We start from the raw sequence: 16,249 nt of genomic DNA, 5'->3' as shown, positions 1-16,249 counted from the left end.
GCTGCCGCAGGCAGCGATCTTTTGATGTTGGCGCCAGCTCAGGCAACAAGTTGCCTGCTGAGCAGATCAAAAGATCGCAGCCTGCGGCAGCTCCTACACGGGATCTTCGGGGCTTGTAGTTGTGGTTGACCCAAGGCATCTGTGATGAAATGCGACCCCACTCTCTATCGCGCCGCGCCGCCATCACTCGCCGTGAAACCCCGTCTGATTCGCCATCTGTTCCTGCCGCCGCTGGTCATCGCCCTGATGATCGGATTGGGTTACCTCGGCTTCTGGGTCAGTGAACACTACGGGATCCGCAGCCTCAGCGAGAACGGCCAGCGTCAGCTGGAACTGCACGCCCGCGCCGTCGAGAGCGAGATCAGCAAGTACACCTACCTGCCCAGCCTGCTGGAACTCGAATCCAGCGTTTCGAAGCTGTTGGCCGACCCGTCACCGGAACACCGGCAGACGGTCAATGAATACCTCGAAGGCCTGAACCGGCGCAGCCGCAGTCGGGCTATCTATGTGATGGATACCACCGGCCGTGTCATGGCCACCAGTAACTGGCGCGATGTCGACAGTTACCTGGGCGAAGACCTGTCCTTCCGTGCCTATTTCCAGAATGCCGTGCGCGGCCAGCCGGGGCGCTTCTATGGCATCGGCAGCACCAACGGCGAGCCCGGTTATTACCTGGCGCATGGCCTGGAAGAACACGGCAAGATTATTGGCGTCGCAGTGGTCAAGGTCCGCCTCGAAGCCATGGAAGAACGCTGGCAGCGCGCACGGCTGGAAGCTTTCGTCAGCGACGAGAACGGCATCATCATTCTTTCCAGCGATCCGGCACGGCGCCTGAAATCGGTTGTGCCGCTGAGCGACGAGACCAAGGAAAAACTGGCCCGCAGCCTTCAGTACTACTGGTTCCCACTGAACGAACTTCAACCGCTGGCCCGTGAACGACTGGCCGAAGGCGAGGAAAAACTCACCTTCCCCGCCAACAGCGAAGTGGAATCAGATGAAGAGGACATCAGCTACCTCTCGCAAACCCGGCCATTGAGCGATACCCCGTGGAATTTCACCCTGCTCACCCCCCTGCAGGATTTGCGTCGCGAAGCGATCAATCAGGGGATTCTGGTGGCGGTGGCGTTTGCCCTGGTGGCGTTCCTGCTGATCGCCTGGAACGAGCGGCGCAAGGTCATTGCCACGCGCCTCGCCGCCCGGGAAGCCTTGCAGGAAGCCAACAATCAACTGGAGCGTCGGATTACCGAACGCACCACTGATCTGCGCGCCAGCAACGAACGGCTCAAGGGCCAGATCCGCGAACGGCGTCTGGCCGAAGAGACGCTACGCCGCGCCCAGGATGAACTGGTGCAGGCCGGTAAACTCGCGGCCATCGGCCAGATGTCCACCAGCATCGCCCACGAATTGAACCAGCCACTGGCGGCGCTGCGGACCTTGTCCGGCAACACCGTGCGTTTTCTGGAACGCGGTCAACTGGACGTTGCCTGCACCAACCTCAAGACCATCAACGAATTGATCGACCGCATGGGCCGGATCACCGCCAGCCTGCGTTCGTTCGCTCGCCGCGGTGACGACAAAGGTCAGGCCAGCCTCGGCAAAGCGGTGGATGCAGCCTTGCAGCTGCTCGGTGGTCGCGTGGAAAGCGCGCATCTGCAACTGCACCGAGACTTCGCCGATCTGCAGGTACAGATCGACCAGACCCGTCTGGAGCAGATTCTGGTCAACCTGATCGGCAACGCCCTAGACGCCATGCAGGCACAGCCGCTGCCAGAACTGTGGCTCGAAGGCGAAGAGTTCGATGGCAAATATCGCCTTCGTGTACGCGACAACGGCCACGGCATCGACGCCGAAGCGCGCAAGCATTTGTTCGAACCGTTCTTCACCACCAAACCCGGCGAACAGGGCCTGGGCCTCGGCCTGACCCTTTCTGCCAGCCTGGCCGCCGCCACCGGCGGGCACTTGGGTGTCGAGCACCCGGCCAGCGGTGGTACCACCTTCGTCCTCAGTTTACCGTTGGTAAGCCCCACTCACGCCGAGCCAATATGAACAACGACCTTAGTGTGCTGATCGTCGAAGACGACCCCCATGTGCTGCTCGGCTGCCAACAGGCGCTGACACTGGAAGACATTCCCTGCGTGGGCGTGGGCAGCGCCGAAGAAGCGCTGGAGCGGGTCGGCGATAACTTTGCCGGGATCGTCATCAGCGACATCCGCCTGCCGGGCATCGACGGTCTGGAATTGCTGACCCGACTCAAGGCCCGCGATCGCAGTCTGCCGGTGGTGCTGATTACCGGTCACGGCGACATTTCCATGGCTGTCGGTGCGATGCAGAAAGGCGCCTATGACTTCATGGAGAAACCTTTCTCCCCCGAACGTCTGGTCGATGTGGCGCGCCGTGCGCTGGAGCAACGCAGCCTCGCGCGGGAAGTCTCTTCGTTGCGTCGGCAACTGGCGGAACGGGATTCCCTCGAAGGCCGAATCATCGGCCGCTCGCCAGCCATGCAGAACCTGCGGGAATTGATCGCCAACGTCGCCGATACGTCGGCCAACGTGCTGATCGAAGGCGAGACCGGCACCGGTAAAGAGCTGGTTGCGCGTTGCCTGCACGACTTCAGTCGGCGGCACACCAAGCAGTTCGTCGCGCTGAACTGCGGTGGATTGCCGGAAAACCTGTTCGAAAGCGAAATCTTCGGCCATGAAGCCAACGCCTTCACTGGTGCCGGGAAACGACGAATCGGCAAGATCGAACACGCCGACGGCGGCACGCTGTTTCTCGACGAAGTGGAAAGCATGCCGCTGCCGCTGCAAATCAAACTGCTGCGGGTATTGCAGGAGCGCACCCTGGAACGCCTCGGCTCGAACCAGAGTGTGGCGGTGGATTGCCGGGTGATCGCGGCGACCAAGTCCGATCTGGATGAGTCGAGCAAGGCTGGTGAGTTTCGCAGCGACCTGTATTACCGCCTGAACGTGGTGACCCTCGAATTGCCACCGCTGCGCGAACGACGCGAAGACATCCTGCAATTGTTCGAGCACTTCCTGCAGCAATCGTCCCTGCGTTTCGACCGTGCTGTGCCGGATCTGGACAATCAGACCCTGTCGAACCTGATGAGCCACGACTGGCCGGGCAACGTGCGTGAATTGCGCAACGTCGCCGAGCGTTTTGCCCTCGGCCTGCCGGCCTTCAAGAAATCCGGCGCCAGCGGCAGCAATCAGGGCCTGGCCTTCGCCGAAGCGGTAGAAGCGTTTGAACGCAACCTGCTGAGCGACGCCCTGCAGCGCAGCGGCGGCAACCTGACCCAGGCCAGCCTGGAACTGGGCATGGCCAAGACCACGCTGTTCGACAAAGTGAAGAAGTACGGGCTGAGCCACTGATGGACCTGATTCTCAAAGCAACGCTGGGCGCGGCCGTGGTGGTGATCCTCGCCGCGCTGGCCAAGACCAAAAACTATTACATCGCCGGATTGGTGCCGCTGTTTCCGACCTTTGCGTTGATTGCTCATTACATCGTCGGCAAGGGCCGTTCGCTGGAGGATTTGAAGACCACCATCGTGTTTGGGATGTGGTCGATCATTCCTTACTTCATCTACCTGGCGACGTTGTATGTGATGGTGGACCGGATGCGGCTGGAGGCTTCGCTCGCTGTAGCGGCGGTGGCTTGGTTGATGGCGGCGACGGTGCTGGTCAGCGTTTGGGTGCGCCTTCACGGCTGAGATTTTTGATCCTGCCCGAAACCCGCCTGTAGCAGCTGCCGAGCCTGCGAGGCTGCGTTCGGCTGCGTAGCAGTCGTAATCCGATCAATGCCGTTTTCCTGAAAGAACACGGTGGCAAGTTTTGCGACTGCTTCGCAGCCGAGCGCAGCCTCGCAGGCTCGGCAACTGCTACAAGTTTTGTGGGAATCAGCTGACCGTCCCGCCCTTCGCTTCACTCATGATCTGCCGAATCGCCCCGACAAACGTCTCCACTGGCTGACCGCCAGTGACGGCGTACTGCCCGTTGAAAACAACGGTCGGCACCGAACTCACCCCGCGCGATAGCCACAGCTGCTCTTCCTCGCGAACTTCTTTGGCGAATTCATCCGACGCCAGTATCGCCTCGGCCCGCTGCCGATCCAGGCCAACGCTTTGAGCGATCTGCGCCAATTGCCCATGGTCGGACGGATTGCCGCCCTCGGTGAAATACAACTTGAACAGCGCCTCTTTCAGATTGAACTGCAACCCCTCCAGTCCCGCCCAGAACAGCAAGCGGTGGGCGTCGAAGGTGTTGTAGATGCGACTGTTAACGTCCGTGCGAAACGCAAACCCGACCTCGGCGCCACGCGCGCGGATCATCTCGCGATTCTTCTGGGATTGCTCGGGCGTCGAGCCGTACTTCTCGGTGATGTGTTCGGTGATGTTCTGCCCTTCCGGGCCCATCTTCGGGTTCAGTTCGAACGGCTGGAAACGGATCTCGGCCTGCACCTCGTCGCCCAGCAAATCCAGGGCTCGGGTCAGGCCGTAAAGGCCGACGACGCACCAGGGGCAGGACACGTCGCTGACGAAATCGATTTTCAGGGGGGCACTCATCACACACCTCGCAGACTGGAACGCGCCGGAAAGTTCGAACGATACACCCGACGAGACCGAGGTGGCAGCCGTTCCACTAATCCCTTGTGGGAGCGGGCTTGCTCGCGAAGGCATCGTGTCAGTCGCCATCTGCTTGACTGATACACCGCTTTCGCGAGCAAGCCCGCTCCCACATCTGGATTGGGGATTACAGGAGATTCGGGGTTGCCACCGGATCAATCTGCGCCCAATGCGAGGTGTCTTCGCGGTGGGCCTGCAAGTACGGCAACACCGCCGCCAGCAACGGCGCCTTGAACGCCTCCTGGAAACGATGGGCCAAACCAGGAATCAACTTCAGCTGACTGCCGCGGATATGCGCCGCCAGGTGCACACCGTGCATGACCGGCAGCAACGGATCAGCAGTGCCGTGAACCACCAGCGTCGGAACGCGCAGTTGATTGAGCAGCGCGACACGACTGCGCTCGGCGAGAATCGCCATGATCTGGCGCTTCACGCCTTCGGGGTTGAACGCCCGGTCATAGGACTGCGCCGCCTGATGCAGTAGCGCTTGCCGATCATCACTCACCGTCGGGCTGCCTAGCGCCGCCAGCAAATCGGCTTGCTGCTCCAGCGCCACTTCGCGATTGGGCGCCCCACGACGCGACAACAGTTGCACCAACGCCGCACTCGGCGCCGGCAAGCCTTCGGCCCCGGAACTGGTCATGATCAGGGTCAGGCTCTCGACCCGTTGAGGCGCCATCGCTGCCATGTGCTGGGCAATCATCCCGCCCATGCTCGCGCCCAACACGTGGAATTGCTCGACGTGCAACGCATCCATCAAGCCAAAAGCATCGTCAGCCATATCGGTCAGGGTGTATGGCGCCGACACCGGCAAACCCAGTTTGTAGCGCAGCACTTCGAAGGTCAGGTTCGCGTCGACGGGCGTTTGCCGCCAGGTCGAGAGACCGACATCGCGATTGTCATAGCGAATGACCCGAAAACCCTGCTGACACAGCGCGACCACCACCTCATCCGGCCAGTGAATCAACTGCCCGCCAAGGCCCATCACCAGCAACAACGCAGGGTCCGACGCACGGCCGATACTCTGGTACGCCAGGCTCACCTGTGCCAGATCGACCCGCTCGGTCGGAACATTGATATCGCAACGAGACGCCGCCAAGGACGGCAGGCCGAACAACAGCGCGGCCAGGAAAAAGAAAACACGCATGAAAAACACCGAAACGCAGAACTCCAGTAGAGCGCGAGTCTGATGAAGTTTGTTCAAGCGCGCTGCCACAGTTGCGTGACAGTTTCATGAATATCGCCCAATGGTCGACGCGATAACTATGTAGTGCCATGGACGGTTGCGGATTTCTTTTAATGGCGCTCTTCAAGAGCGGATACACCGCTCCCCTGCACAGAGACACGTTGCCATGAATGAAAGTGCGTTCAGCCCCCTGCCCGTCTCCCCGCCGGTCGTGATACCGGCCCATCCGCCCCTGAAAGATAACTCCGATGAAAGCCTGTTGCTGAGTGCCTCGGCGCGCTGGCGCGACAGCAGCCAGGGTTTGCAAGCGTTGTTCGCCGCCGCACCGTTGAGAAGCCACCGCACTGAACCATCGCTCAACGAACGCTGGAATGCCTATTGGGACGCCCGAGCACCCGGTACGCCGGTGGCGCGGCGCGAGCGGGCGGGTCAGTTGTACCGCAGTCATTTTGAGGCCGCCGCACAAGTGGCGTTCGCTCGCAGAACCCTCAGCGCCGAGCAGTTGAAGCCGCTGTTGTTGATCATGGACCCTCCCGCCTCGGGCCTGATCCTGGACAATCAGCCTATCCAGACAGAGCAGTTGACCCTGGTGTTGAGCGACAGCGGTACCCTGAAACTCCCCGCCGCCTGGGTCATCAGCGTGGGTGATCGGCAACCCACCATGCAGTTGCTGTATCTACCTTGCCGGCCTGTTCCCATTCAGGTCTTCACTCAGCGCAGCGACATGGAAGACTGGCTGTCGCGACAATCTCTCATCCCCCAAGGCCTGCCCGACGATAAAATCCGCTTTGAATACACGGCCAACACTCAACCGCTGAAGGCGGGCATCAGCGCTCTGCTTTCAAACCCACCGCACTCGAGCGCAACCTTTTTCGCCGTGCCACCCGGTCTTGATAACCCGATATCAATCGAAAGCATTGTCGATGAAGACGAACCACCGCCGTTCGGCAGCCTGTATGCCGATATTCCGTGGTCGCAGCGGCAGGTCTCGCTGAACAGGCAGCGCGATGCACTCGAAACGCTATTGGGGGATGAATTCGAAAGCGACCGTCAACAGCCATTCAAGGCGGCACTGAAGGCGCTGGAGACGGCAGAGCAAGTCGCCGACAAGGCCGCAACCGCCCTGCTTTACAGGTCGCGTACCTTCGACTTTACGACTATCAACCGTGAGTTCAGCGCGCTGTATCTGGCGCACATGGATGGTCTGCGCGCCGAGGCCCAGCTCCAATTGGCCCTGAAACAGATCAGCAGCGACGAATTCAGCTTGCTTAAAGCAGTATTGGACACACCGCATGCGGCCGATCGTGATGCCACTATCACCGCTGCCAGCCTGACACTGTCAATGACCGAGCATACCGGCAAAGTCACGACCCAGGCGCTCAACGGCCCTTTCGTCATCACCCGGGCGCTGCTCGACGCCGCATCGCCCCACAGCCTTTTGCTGTACTGGCCCGGCGCTGGCGGCGGCTTGCAACGGTTCGCCAACCGCACAGAGCTGGAGCGACAGATGTTCAAGATCCAGGACCGGGACAACGTTCTGGCCTTGCAGCTAAAAAAAATAAGTACCGACCCCCTGCTCTATAGTCTCAACAAACAGACCACCGACTTTGAAGAGAAGGCAGGGGAAATACGTCAGCGCCAGACCGATACGAACAATCAACTGGAAGCACTGCGCAAGCACGCCCTCGCCGGTTTACAGGTCCCGGGGCATGCAGCCAGAAGCCTGGCGTTCTCGCACCTGTTGGAGCAAAACCGCAGTGCCACGCTGTACACCCGCAAGCCCGAATGGCTCACCCAATTGTCTGTGGCCGACCGCGTTGAACTCAAGGCCCTGATCGAGTCGTACATTGTGGCGATGCGTCGCAGCCACACACAGCTGGAACTCGCCCTGACGCCTCGCGATGACTTCACCCGGCAACACTTACAGGCCCGCCTGCGAAAGGACTTTTCGATCCAGGGTCATTTTGACGTGCAACTTGACCTGCCGGATTCCGTCACTCTGCAAAAGCAACTGACCGACGGTGCCGCCCCGGGAACCCCGCAGAAACTCGTCGCGGTACCCAGCAAGGCACGCAGCAAGATGTCACTCGAAGAACTGGCCCAAACCAATATCGACAACACCCCGTCGATGCAGCTCGAGCCCCTGTCACTGCGACTGGGCGCCATGCGCGTCGAAGTCACCGCAGCAGACACTGCCGAGCGTCAGGCGCTTGCCAACGGCATCACACTGCGCTACCTGCGCAAGACCCTGCCCGAGCTTGACCTGCCCAAAGCCTATGAACAGTTGATCCGCGACGCATTCACCGGCTCGGCAACCGAATCTGCCTTCGCGAGGGAACACCTGCGCGAATGCCTGATCGAGCCCTGGCGCTTGATGCTCAAGTTGCAGGGGGAATCCGCGCGACTGCAGAAACAAATCAGCCACGACGAATTGCAGGTGTTGCTCATCGCCATCGACGCCAACACCCAGGAAGCCTGGCGCGCTGATCGCAAGCGCATCGCGATTCTGCCGGCCTACCTGAGTGCCGGCGGAAAAGACACCCACAATCAAGGCCCCACCACGTTGTCCGGGGTGACCTTCATTGAAGAGCAAATCAGCGGGATGACGTTGCTCTATCTGCCCGACAGTCCCGACGGCCAGTTCCTGCGGAGCTACACCACCCTGGAATCGGCGCGCAAGGCGTTGTTCAACCTGTGTCTGCGTAGCGAAATGGTCAGTTACCTGGCGGGCCGGGCCTTGCAGGGTAATGTGCAGGCCCATACCAGTCGCATCGATCAGGCCGTGCTCAAACATTTCGACGCCATGATCGGGGTGGGGCTGCCCTGGCCGAAAACAACGTCACTGGCGGAGCACCTGCTCAATGCCCATATGGGACGCCTGATCGAAGCGCATCGCGGAACCTCCCGTTCCAACGATGCCTTGTACCTGGAGCGCTACGCGCTCAGTGGTCCGAGGGCGTTCAATTACATGAAGATGGCGTTGGGCGTGGTGCCCTTTGTCGGCACGGCCATCGCTTTATACGATGCCTGGACCAGTGCCAACCGGGCAGTCGCGGCACTATTGCGCGGTGAAGTCGGCGATGGGTTGGCGGAGATTGAATCGGTACTGCTGTCATTGATCGATGCCGCCATGGACATTCTTCCAGGCGTTGCCGCAGGCTCCGGTTCAGCCAAGGGTGCTCGCTCACTGACACGGCTTCGTCAAACGGCAGCAATGGGCAAAAGCACGGGAGCGTTGCAAGGGCGCACAAAACGTCAAGCGCAGCACGGTTTCCAGCGCTTCGCCGGTTACGATTACGAAAAGCCGATCTCCCTGACAGGCCTGCAACCAGCCACCCATGGCATTTACCGCAATATCTACCGTCACGCCGACGGCGACTTTATCGTTCGCCAGGGACGCATCTTTCAGGTTGAACGCAGCACGGATTCACGAAACTGGCGACTGAGCGGCACTCGTCAAAAAACCTATAAACAACCCATCGGCCTTGATGAAGCAGGGCGTTGGGACACTTACTTCGGTGTCTACGGGGTGACCTTCGAGGGCGGCGGGCTCGGCGGCGGCGGTGCGCTCGGGCATCTGGCGGATACCCTTGATCCGCTCTGGCCTGCCGCCATTCGCCAACGCCTGCCGCGATGGTGGGCCGATCAGGCTTTTCGCCGAAATCACGCACTGACCGAAGCGGCCGACGACTTTGCCCCGCAACTCGATACCCGGATTGCGCGTACCAACGCCGCCATTGAACAGTACAATGCCAGCGCCGTAGAGCACCGTCCGACACTGATACCGGCTACCGAAGCTGCGTGTATCGGCGACATTGAACTGGCCAGCAGACACTACCAGACACTGGTTGATCTGTTACCCCTGACCCATGGCAACAAAAGGCGCGTGCTCAGGGAAATGCAGAGCCATGACGCCCTGCTGATCACTGATCGGTACAAGCAACGGGTGTTCTTGGCCAATCATCGGGCCGATCGGATGCTCGACAGGATCGACGATTTCATCGACCGTCTGGACGCACTGCCGGACACTGCGCTCAGCGAGCGCTTCCGTATTCTGCAAGACGTCAGAAAGGTGCGTGTGGATTTCATGCACGAGCTGGATCAAATCGAGGCCGCGATGCGCGATCTCAACCTGTGGTACGAGCGCATAACAGTCAGCACCCAAAAGGCACAACTGAGCTCCGAAGTCATGATGTTGAATGGGCGGCTCAGCGAGACCAATCTGCTCTACTTGAGAACCGGCCACCGGCTGGAAATCGTCAAACGCTTTGACACAACCCAAGATATCTCCTGGTTCTATCTGCAAGGACAGGCAGAGAATCTGCGGGCCAAAGTCGATCGCTCCTTGTTCACTCAATACAGCTTGCCGGAAGTCACCGCCACCAGAGCCCAGCGCAATCAGATATTGCAGGAGTGCCTCGATCTTTACGGGCAGTTTCGCCGCAATATGAATGTCTGGACCACCAGCTACCCACAGCACTTCCATCTGGACACCGTGCCGCCCCTGCTGGAGGGTATCGAAAAAATGGCCGAACGGGCGCGCAAGGCCATCGATCAGCCGGCTCCCGCTTCCCCTGCCGGGCAACGCAGCAAAAAGGTGTTCACCACCGAAGACGATCAATTGCTGATTGGGGTGGAACGCTGGGAACCGACGACCCAAAAGCGGCAATACTCCCTGACAGGACAGGGCGGATTCGAGGAGGTTTGGGAACAAGGTTCAAACGGCAAATTTCGCCTGCTGAACCCGCCGCAAAAGGCAACTCGCCCTGTTCAAAGGGACCTTGGCTCCCTGGTCGAAGATGCCCGCAGCCGACTGCAATCGCAGCAGACGTACGAGGCCAAGGTTCAAGCCTATGCGGGTCAAGGCATGCTCCCGGTCGATCTGGAGCACATGATGGTCAGTGAGGCCAGCGAGTTGACCCGGCGCGCCCTTCCCATCGAGGAAATTGCTCCACAGCACACCATCATCCAGCAACTGCGCGACAAGGCCGCCGAACTCACCACCCGCGGACGTGAAATACGTACTCGGCAGTCGTTGAGTACCAAAAAACCTACCGATGGAATGCTCGACGACCTGGTCGGCCAACACGTCTTGGAGATACGCAAAACGAGCCCAATGAAAAACCTGGGTAAACGCCCTGACGGTCGAATCGATTACCTGCAGGAGTACGAAGTATGGGATCTGACTGCAACACCTCCCAAGGTGCTGTGGTATGCCCATTTCCACTATGCCAAGGCAGCACCTGCATTCGGTGCATTCGAGAAGGCTCATCTAAAACTGCCGGAACACCGATTTCTGACCCACGCCGACAACGCTGCGCTTCCCTATGCCGATATCGGCAAACAATCAGCAGCACTCAAACATTTCGATCAGGTTTAGAACGTAAAACGGGAGCGGTTTGTCCGCTCCCGTTTTGGTTACTTTATGCCAACTGACTTCGCAGTTGCCGCGCCGCCGCCACCATGTTCACCAACGCCGCCTCAGTCTCCGGCCACGCCCGGGTCTTCAGCCCGCAATCCGGGTTCACCCACAACCGCTCCGCCGGAATGCGCTTCACGGCTTTGCTCATCAATTTCACCATCTCGGCCGTGTCCGGCACCCGTGGCGAGTGGATGTCATACACGCCCGGACCGATGTCATTCGGGTAGTCGAACGCTTCAAAAGCCTCCAGCAATTCCATGTCTGAACGCGAGGTTTCGATGGTGATCACATCGGCGTCCATCGCCGCGATGGACTGGATCACATCGTTGAATTCGCTGTAGCACATGTGGGTGTGGATCTGGGTTTCGTCCCGCACACCGGATGCGCTCAAGCGGAAGGCTTCCACCGCCCAATCGAGGTATTCCTGCCATTGCGCCCGGCGCAGTGGCAAGCCTTCGCGGAAGGCAGCTTCGTCGATCTGCACGATCTTGATGCCGGCGGCTTCCAGGTCCACCACTTCGTCACGCAGGGCCAGGGCCAACTGCTGAGCCTGGATTTTGCGCGAGACGTCTTCACGCGGGAACGACCACATCAGCATGGTCACGGGACCGGTGAGCATGCCTTTCATGACCTTGTCGGTCAGGCTCTGGGCATAGGTGATCCAGTCGACGGTCATGGCGGTCGGACGGCTCAGGTCGCCGTAGATGATCGCCGGTTTCACGCAACGCGAACCGTAGCTCTGCACCCAGCCGAAACGGGTGAACAGGTAGCCGTCCAGTTGCTCGGCGAAGTACTCGACCATGTCGTTGCGTTCGGCTTCACCGTGTACCAGCACGTCCAGCCCCAGGCGTTCCTGGACTTGCACGGCATGGCGGATTTCGCTGTGCATGGCGTCGGTGTAATCGTTGGCCGACAGCTTGCCTTGCTTGAACGCTTGCCGCGCCAGACGAATCGAACCGGTCTGCGGGAACGAGCCGATGGTGGTGGTCGGGAATGCCGGCAGTTTCAACCGCGCACGTTGTTGCTCGATGCGTTTGGCGAACGGCGAGTGACGTTGGCTGTCCGCCGAACCGATGGCGTTGATGCGCGCCTGCACCTCGGCTTTATGGATACGCGGCGACTCGGCACGGCTGGCTTGAATGGCACGGCTTTCGGACAGGGCGGCTTGCACTTTGGGCGATTGCGGATCGTTCAAGGCATCACGCAGCACGGCGATTTCGCCACACTTCTGCACGGCAAACGCCAGCCAGCTTTTCAGTTCCGAGTCGAGTTTGTCTTCGCGATCCAGATCCACCGGGCTGTGCAGCAGTGAGCAGGAACTGCTGACCCACAGGTTGTCGCCAAAGCGTTCCTGGGCCGGTTGCAGTTGAGCGAGCACTTGCTCCAGTTCGCAGCGCCAGACGTTGCGACCATTCACCAGGCCTACCGAGAGAATCTTGTAGGTCGGCAGACGGTCCAGCACTTGGCCGAGTTGATCCGGCGCACGCACGGCGTCGATGTGCAGGCCTTGTACCGGCAGGCTGACCGCCAGGCCGAGGTTGCCTTCCAGGCCACTGAAGTAGGTCGCCACCAGTTTTTTCAGCGGCGAGTATTGAAGGATGTGGTAAGCGCGCTCGAAAGCGTTTTTCCAGGCCTGTGGCAGGTCAAGGGTCAGGATCGGCTCGTCGATCTGCACCCACTCCACGCCTTGAGCAGCGAGGCGACCGAGGATTTCGCCGTAGATCGGCAGCAGGCGTTCCAGCAGGTCGAGCTTGTCGAAGTCGTTGCCTTTGGCCTTGCCCAGCCACAGGTAAGTCAGTGGACCGATGATTACCGGTTTAACGTTGTGGCCCAGCGCCTTGGCTTCGTCGACTTCGTCGAACAGCTGTTCCCAGCTCAGTTTGAACTGCTGATCAGCGGTGAATTCCGGGACCAGATAGTGGTAGTTGGTGTCGAACCACTTGGTCAGTTCCTGGGCGTATTGCGCTTTGCTGTGTTCGCCGCCGCAGCAGGCAGCCGTGGCGCCACGGGCCATGGCGAACAGGGTGTCGAGGGTCAGCAGGCCGCGTGAGTTCTTGGCGCTGTCGAAACGCTCGGGAATCACACCGAAGGTCAAGGAATGGGTCAGGACCTGGTCGTACCAGGCGAAGTCGCCCACGGGCAGCAGGTCGATGCCGGCGTCTTTCTGCAATTGCCAATGGGTGGCGCGCAATTGGCGGCCGACGCTTTTCAGCGCGTCCTGATCCAGATCGCCCTTCCAGTAGGATTCGAGGGCTTTTTTCAGTTCGCGGTCAGCGCCGATGCGCGGGAAACCAAGTGTGTGTGCCAAGGCCATGTGAAATTGCTCCCTATAAAAGATGCTGTAAAACATGGCGCTATTGTCGACACCCAACCCAACATGAGACAAACTCAACCTTTTCGTGTTGATCACAAGTTTTCCTCATGGAGCCCCCGGTGCTTGAAATCCGTCACCTGAAGACCCTGCACGCCTTGCGCGAAGCCGATAGCCTGGTCGATGCGGCCGACCGCCTGCACCTGACGCAGTCGGCCCTGTCCCACCAGTTCAAGGAACTGGAGGAGCGCATGGGCATGCCGCTGTTCGTGCGCAAGACCAAACCGGTGCGTTTCACCAGTGCCGGTTTGCGCCTGCTGCAACTGGCTGACGCGACCCTGCCATTGCTGCGCGGCGCCGAGCGCGATATCGCGCGGCTGGCCGGGGGCACTGCCGGGCGCTTGCACATGGCGATCGAGTGCCACAGTTGCTTCCAGTGGCTGATGCCGACCATCGACCAGTTCCGCGATGCCTGGCCGGAAGTCGAACTGGACCTGGCCTCAGGATTTTCTTTCGCCCCACTGCCGGCATTGGCCCGTGGCGATCTGGATTTGGTGGTGACGTCTGACCCGCTGGAACTGGCCGGGATCACTTACGTGCCGTTGTTCACCTATGAAGCGATGCTCGCGGTGGCCAACCAGCACCGTTTGGCGAGCAAGGCCTACATCGTCCCGGAAGATTTGCTCACGGAAACGCTGATCACCTACCCGGTGGAGCGTGATCGGCTGGACATCTTCACCCGTTTCCTGGAACCGGCCGATATCGAACCGGCGCAGGTCCGCACGTCGGAACTGACGGTGATGATGATGCAATTGGTGGCCAGTGGCCGCGGTGTGTGCGGCATGCCCCATTGGGCGCTGCATGAATACAGCTCACGGGGTTATGTGAAGGCCAAGCGGCTGGGTGAGAAAGGTTTGTTTGCGACGCTGTACGCCGGGATTCGCGCCGACATGCTGGATGCGCCGTACATGCGCGACTTCCTGCTGACCGCGAAGGACACATCGTTTTCGACACTCGACGGCGTCAGCGCAGTTCGCTGACTAAATAGTGGTAATAAAAAGATCGCAGCCTCGTTTCACTCGACAGCTCCTACAGGAGTTCGCCAAACCCTGTAGGAGCTGTCGAGTGAAACGAGGCTGCGATCTTTAGAGCTCTCGCCACATATGGATTTTGTCGAAGTAGTCCTCGCCCCCCCGTACCGCCAAAGGTTCGAGACCAAACTGGATGAAGCCGCAACGCTGGTACAGGTTGAACGCGGCGTCATTGCCGGCGGTGACGGTCAGCTGGATCAGCTTCAGACCTTTATGGTCCTGCGCTTCAGCCAGGGCGGCCTGCACCAGGTGATAACCGACCCCGCGTTGCCGGACTTTGCCCGACACGTACATGCCAAACAATGTCGCCTTGTGCCGGGCCTTTTCCCGGGGTTCGAAGGCCAGGCCGACGATGCCCGCCAACTCACCGTTTTCGAACGCGCCGAACACCACGTCCAGCTTGCTGGTCAGGCGTGATTCCCACCAACTCAATGGCATCACGGCGCGTTCGCGCACGCTGGAGGTAAACGCCTGGGGATGCAGGTCATAGGCTTCGAGCATCAGCGCCCGATAGTCCAGGGCATGACTGGCATCAAGCCGTTCAATCCACATGTTCAAGCCATCCGTCGTTGTTCCAGCATCAGTCGCACCGCCAGCGCCGACAGCACGAACCCCATGAAATAGCGCTGCACCGCCAGCCAGGACGGGTTGTTGACGAACCAGGAGGCGATGCCCGCAGCGAACAGCGCGATCAGCAGATTGACGCTGAAACTGACGCTGATCTGAGTCAGACCCAGCGTGATGCTTTGAGTGAACACCGAGCCATGCTCAGGCGTGATGAACTGCGGAAACACCGACAAATAAAACACGGCGATCTTCGGGTTCAGCGCGCTCGTGAGAAAACCCATGGTGATCAGTTTGCGCGACGAGTCCGGCAGCAACTGCTGCGCCTCGAACGGTGAACGCGCACCCGGTTTGACCGCCTGCCAGGCCAACCACATCAGGTACAGCGCACCGGCCCACTTCAGCACTTCGTAGGCCATCGGCACCGCCAGAAACACCGCAGTCAAACCGGCAGCGGCCGCGAACAGGTGCACGAAAAACCCCGCGACCACACCGAGCAACGAGGTCACACCGGCCTTGCGCCCCTGGCAGATCGAACGGGAGATCAGGTAAATCATGTTCGGCCCCGGCGTCAGCACCATCAGCAATGCGGCAGCGGCAAAGATCAGCAAGTCTTGAAGCGGGATCATGGGCAGTCCTTTGTCCGGGAATAATCAGGCAGTTTCGGTTAACAAGGCACGATAAAACGGCAGGATCAGGTCCCGTGTCAATGGCGCCAGCGTGACATTACCGTCGGTGGCCGGGTCGATCCAGCGCACCTCTTCGATCTCCGCCGCAGGCGATACGTCTGAATCGATGGTCAGCTGAAAGAGTTCGGCCTGGACGGTAAAACCCGGCTCGTTGGCGGCCGGTGCCGAGAATTGCCCCAGATAAGTGGCGTGTGCCGGATCGATGACCAGGCCCAATTCTTCTTCCAGTTCACGGGCCAGCGCGTGGACCGGTTGCTCATGGGCTTCGATCTTGCCCCCCGGCTGCATGAACGCCTCTGTGCCGCGCTTGCGGACCAACAACGTGCGACCGTCCGGGCCGATCAACAGGGCGGCGGCGATACGGA

Annotated in this window: 11 protein-coding genes; 5 read left to right on the top strand and 6 right to left on the bottom strand. The window is 60.1% G+C overall.

Translation table 11 applies throughout. The features are described 5' to 3' along the window. Positions 1-144: 144 nt before the first annotated feature. The 3 genes from E3W21_RS01530 to E3W21_RS01520 are packed head-to-tail and all read left to right on the top strand — an operon-like array spanning position 145 to position 3,709. Entirely contained in the window at positions 145-2,046 is a 1,902-nt protein-coding gene (locus tag E3W21_RS01530) for a sensor histidine kinase (protein ID WP_134417401.1), read from the top strand. Next, positions 2,043-3,371 (top strand): sigma-54 dependent transcriptional regulator, encoded by a 1,329-nt coding sequence (locus E3W21_RS01525; protein ID WP_008155247.1) that lies wholly within the window; start codon positions 2,043-2,045, stop codon positions 3,369-3,371. Before E3W21_RS01530 ends, E3W21_RS01525 begins: the two co-directional genes overlap by 4 nt. Positions 3,372-3,379: 8 nt before the next feature. Beyond that, the gene (locus tag E3W21_RS01520; protein WP_177327890.1) at positions 3,380-3,709 is read left to right on the top strand and encodes a GlpM family protein; all 330 of its coding nucleotides are present in this window, start codon (positions 3,380-3,382) and stop codon (positions 3,707-3,709) included. Between the two features lie 186 nt (positions 3,710-3,895). Here the strand turns inward: E3W21_RS01520 and E3W21_RS01515 are convergent, their stop codons facing one another. Then, on the bottom strand, positions 3,896-4,561 hold the full coding sequence (locus E3W21_RS01515; RefSeq protein ID WP_134417399.1) for a DsbA family oxidoreductase: 666 nt from the start codon (positions 4,559-4,561) through the stop codon (positions 3,896-3,898). A 187-nt stretch (positions 4,562-4,748) separates the two neighbouring features. Continuing rightward, complete coding sequence (locus tag E3W21_RS01510; protein ID WP_134417397.1) at positions 4,749-5,768, bottom strand: alpha/beta fold hydrolase; 1,020 nt, start codon at positions 5,766-5,768, stop codon at positions 4,749-4,751. 205 nt (positions 5,769-5,973) lie between these two features. Between E3W21_RS01510 and E3W21_RS01505 the strand changes: the two genes are divergently transcribed. Then, on the top strand, positions 5,974-11,187 hold the full coding sequence (locus E3W21_RS01505; protein ID WP_134417395.1) for a dermonecrotic toxin domain-containing protein: 5,214 nt from the start codon (positions 5,974-5,976) through the stop codon (positions 11,185-11,187). A gap of 43 nt (positions 11,188-11,230) precedes the next feature. On the opposite strand, the gene metE is transcribed toward E3W21_RS01505, so the two are convergent. Next, positions 11,231-13,543 (bottom strand): 5-methyltetrahydropteroyltriglutamate--homocysteine S-methyltransferase, encoded by a 2,313-nt coding sequence (metE, locus tag E3W21_RS01500; RefSeq protein WP_134417393.1) that lies wholly within the window; start codon positions 13,541-13,543, stop codon positions 11,231-11,233. A 119-nt stretch (positions 13,544-13,662) separates the two neighbouring features. Between metE and metR the strand changes: the two genes are divergently transcribed. After that, entirely contained in the window at positions 13,663-14,580 is a 918-nt protein-coding gene (metR, locus tag E3W21_RS01495; protein ID WP_008155262.1) for a transcriptional regulator MetR, read from the top strand. Between the two features lie 105 nt (positions 14,581-14,685). Here the strand turns inward: metR and E3W21_RS01490 are convergent, their stop codons facing one another. The 3 genes from E3W21_RS01490 to E3W21_RS01480 form a co-directional block, all read right to left on the bottom strand. Continuing rightward, positions 14,686-15,183, bottom strand: coding sequence for a GNAT family N-acetyltransferase (locus tag E3W21_RS01490; RefSeq protein ID WP_134417391.1), 498 nt, complete (start codon positions 15,181-15,183; stop codon positions 14,686-14,688). Between the two features lie 2 nt (positions 15,184-15,185). Next, positions 15,186-15,824 carry a LysE family translocator gene (locus E3W21_RS01485; RefSeq protein WP_134417389.1) on the bottom strand — a complete coding sequence of 213 codons (639 nt, stop codon included), beginning with the start codon at positions 15,822-15,824 and terminating at the stop codon, positions 15,186-15,188. A gap of 24 nt (positions 15,825-15,848) precedes the next feature. Further along, positions 15,849-16,249: NUDIX domain-containing protein (locus tag E3W21_RS01480; RefSeq protein WP_256661470.1), on the bottom strand; the 401-nt coding region annotated here is incomplete at its 5' end.

Source organism: Pseudomonas sp. F01002 (assembly GCF_004402115.1).
GTDB lineage: Bacteria > Pseudomonadota > Gammaproteobacteria > Pseudomonadales > Pseudomonadaceae > Aquipseudomonas > Aquipseudomonas frigoris.
This window is presented reverse-complemented; position numbering and strand designations above follow the sequence as displayed.

Excerpts from the sequence above, each read along its gene's own strand:
- E3W21_RS01530 (WP_134417401.1), top strand. The coding sequence starts at position 145 with ATGAAATGCGACCCCACTCTCTATCGCGCCGCGCCGCCATCACTCGCC.
- E3W21_RS01525 (WP_008155247.1), top strand. The coding sequence starts at position 2,043 with ATGAACAACGACCTTAGTGTGCTGATCGTCGAAGACGACCCCCATGTG.
- E3W21_RS01515 (WP_134417399.1), bottom strand. The coding sequence starts at position 4,561 with ATGAGTGCCCCCCTGAAAATCGATTTCGTCAGCGACGTGTCCTGCCCC.
- E3W21_RS01510 (WP_134417397.1), bottom strand. The coding sequence starts at position 5,768 with ATGCGTGTTTTCTTTTTCCTGGCCGCGCTGTTGTTCGGCCTGCCGTCC.
- E3W21_RS01505 (WP_134417395.1), top strand. The coding sequence starts at position 5,974 with ATGAATGAAAGTGCGTTCAGCCCCCTGCCCGTCTCCCCGCCGGTCGTG.
- metE (WP_134417393.1), bottom strand. The coding sequence starts at position 13,543 with ATGGCCTTGGCACACACACTTGGTTTCCCGCGCATCGGCGCTGACCGC.
- E3W21_RS01490 (WP_134417391.1), bottom strand. The coding sequence starts at position 15,183 with ATGTGGATTGAACGGCTTGATGCCAGTCATGCCCTGGACTATCGGGCG.
- E3W21_RS01485 (WP_134417389.1), bottom strand. The coding sequence starts at position 15,824 with ATGATCCCGCTTCAAGACTTGCTGATCTTTGCCGCTGCCGCATTGCTG.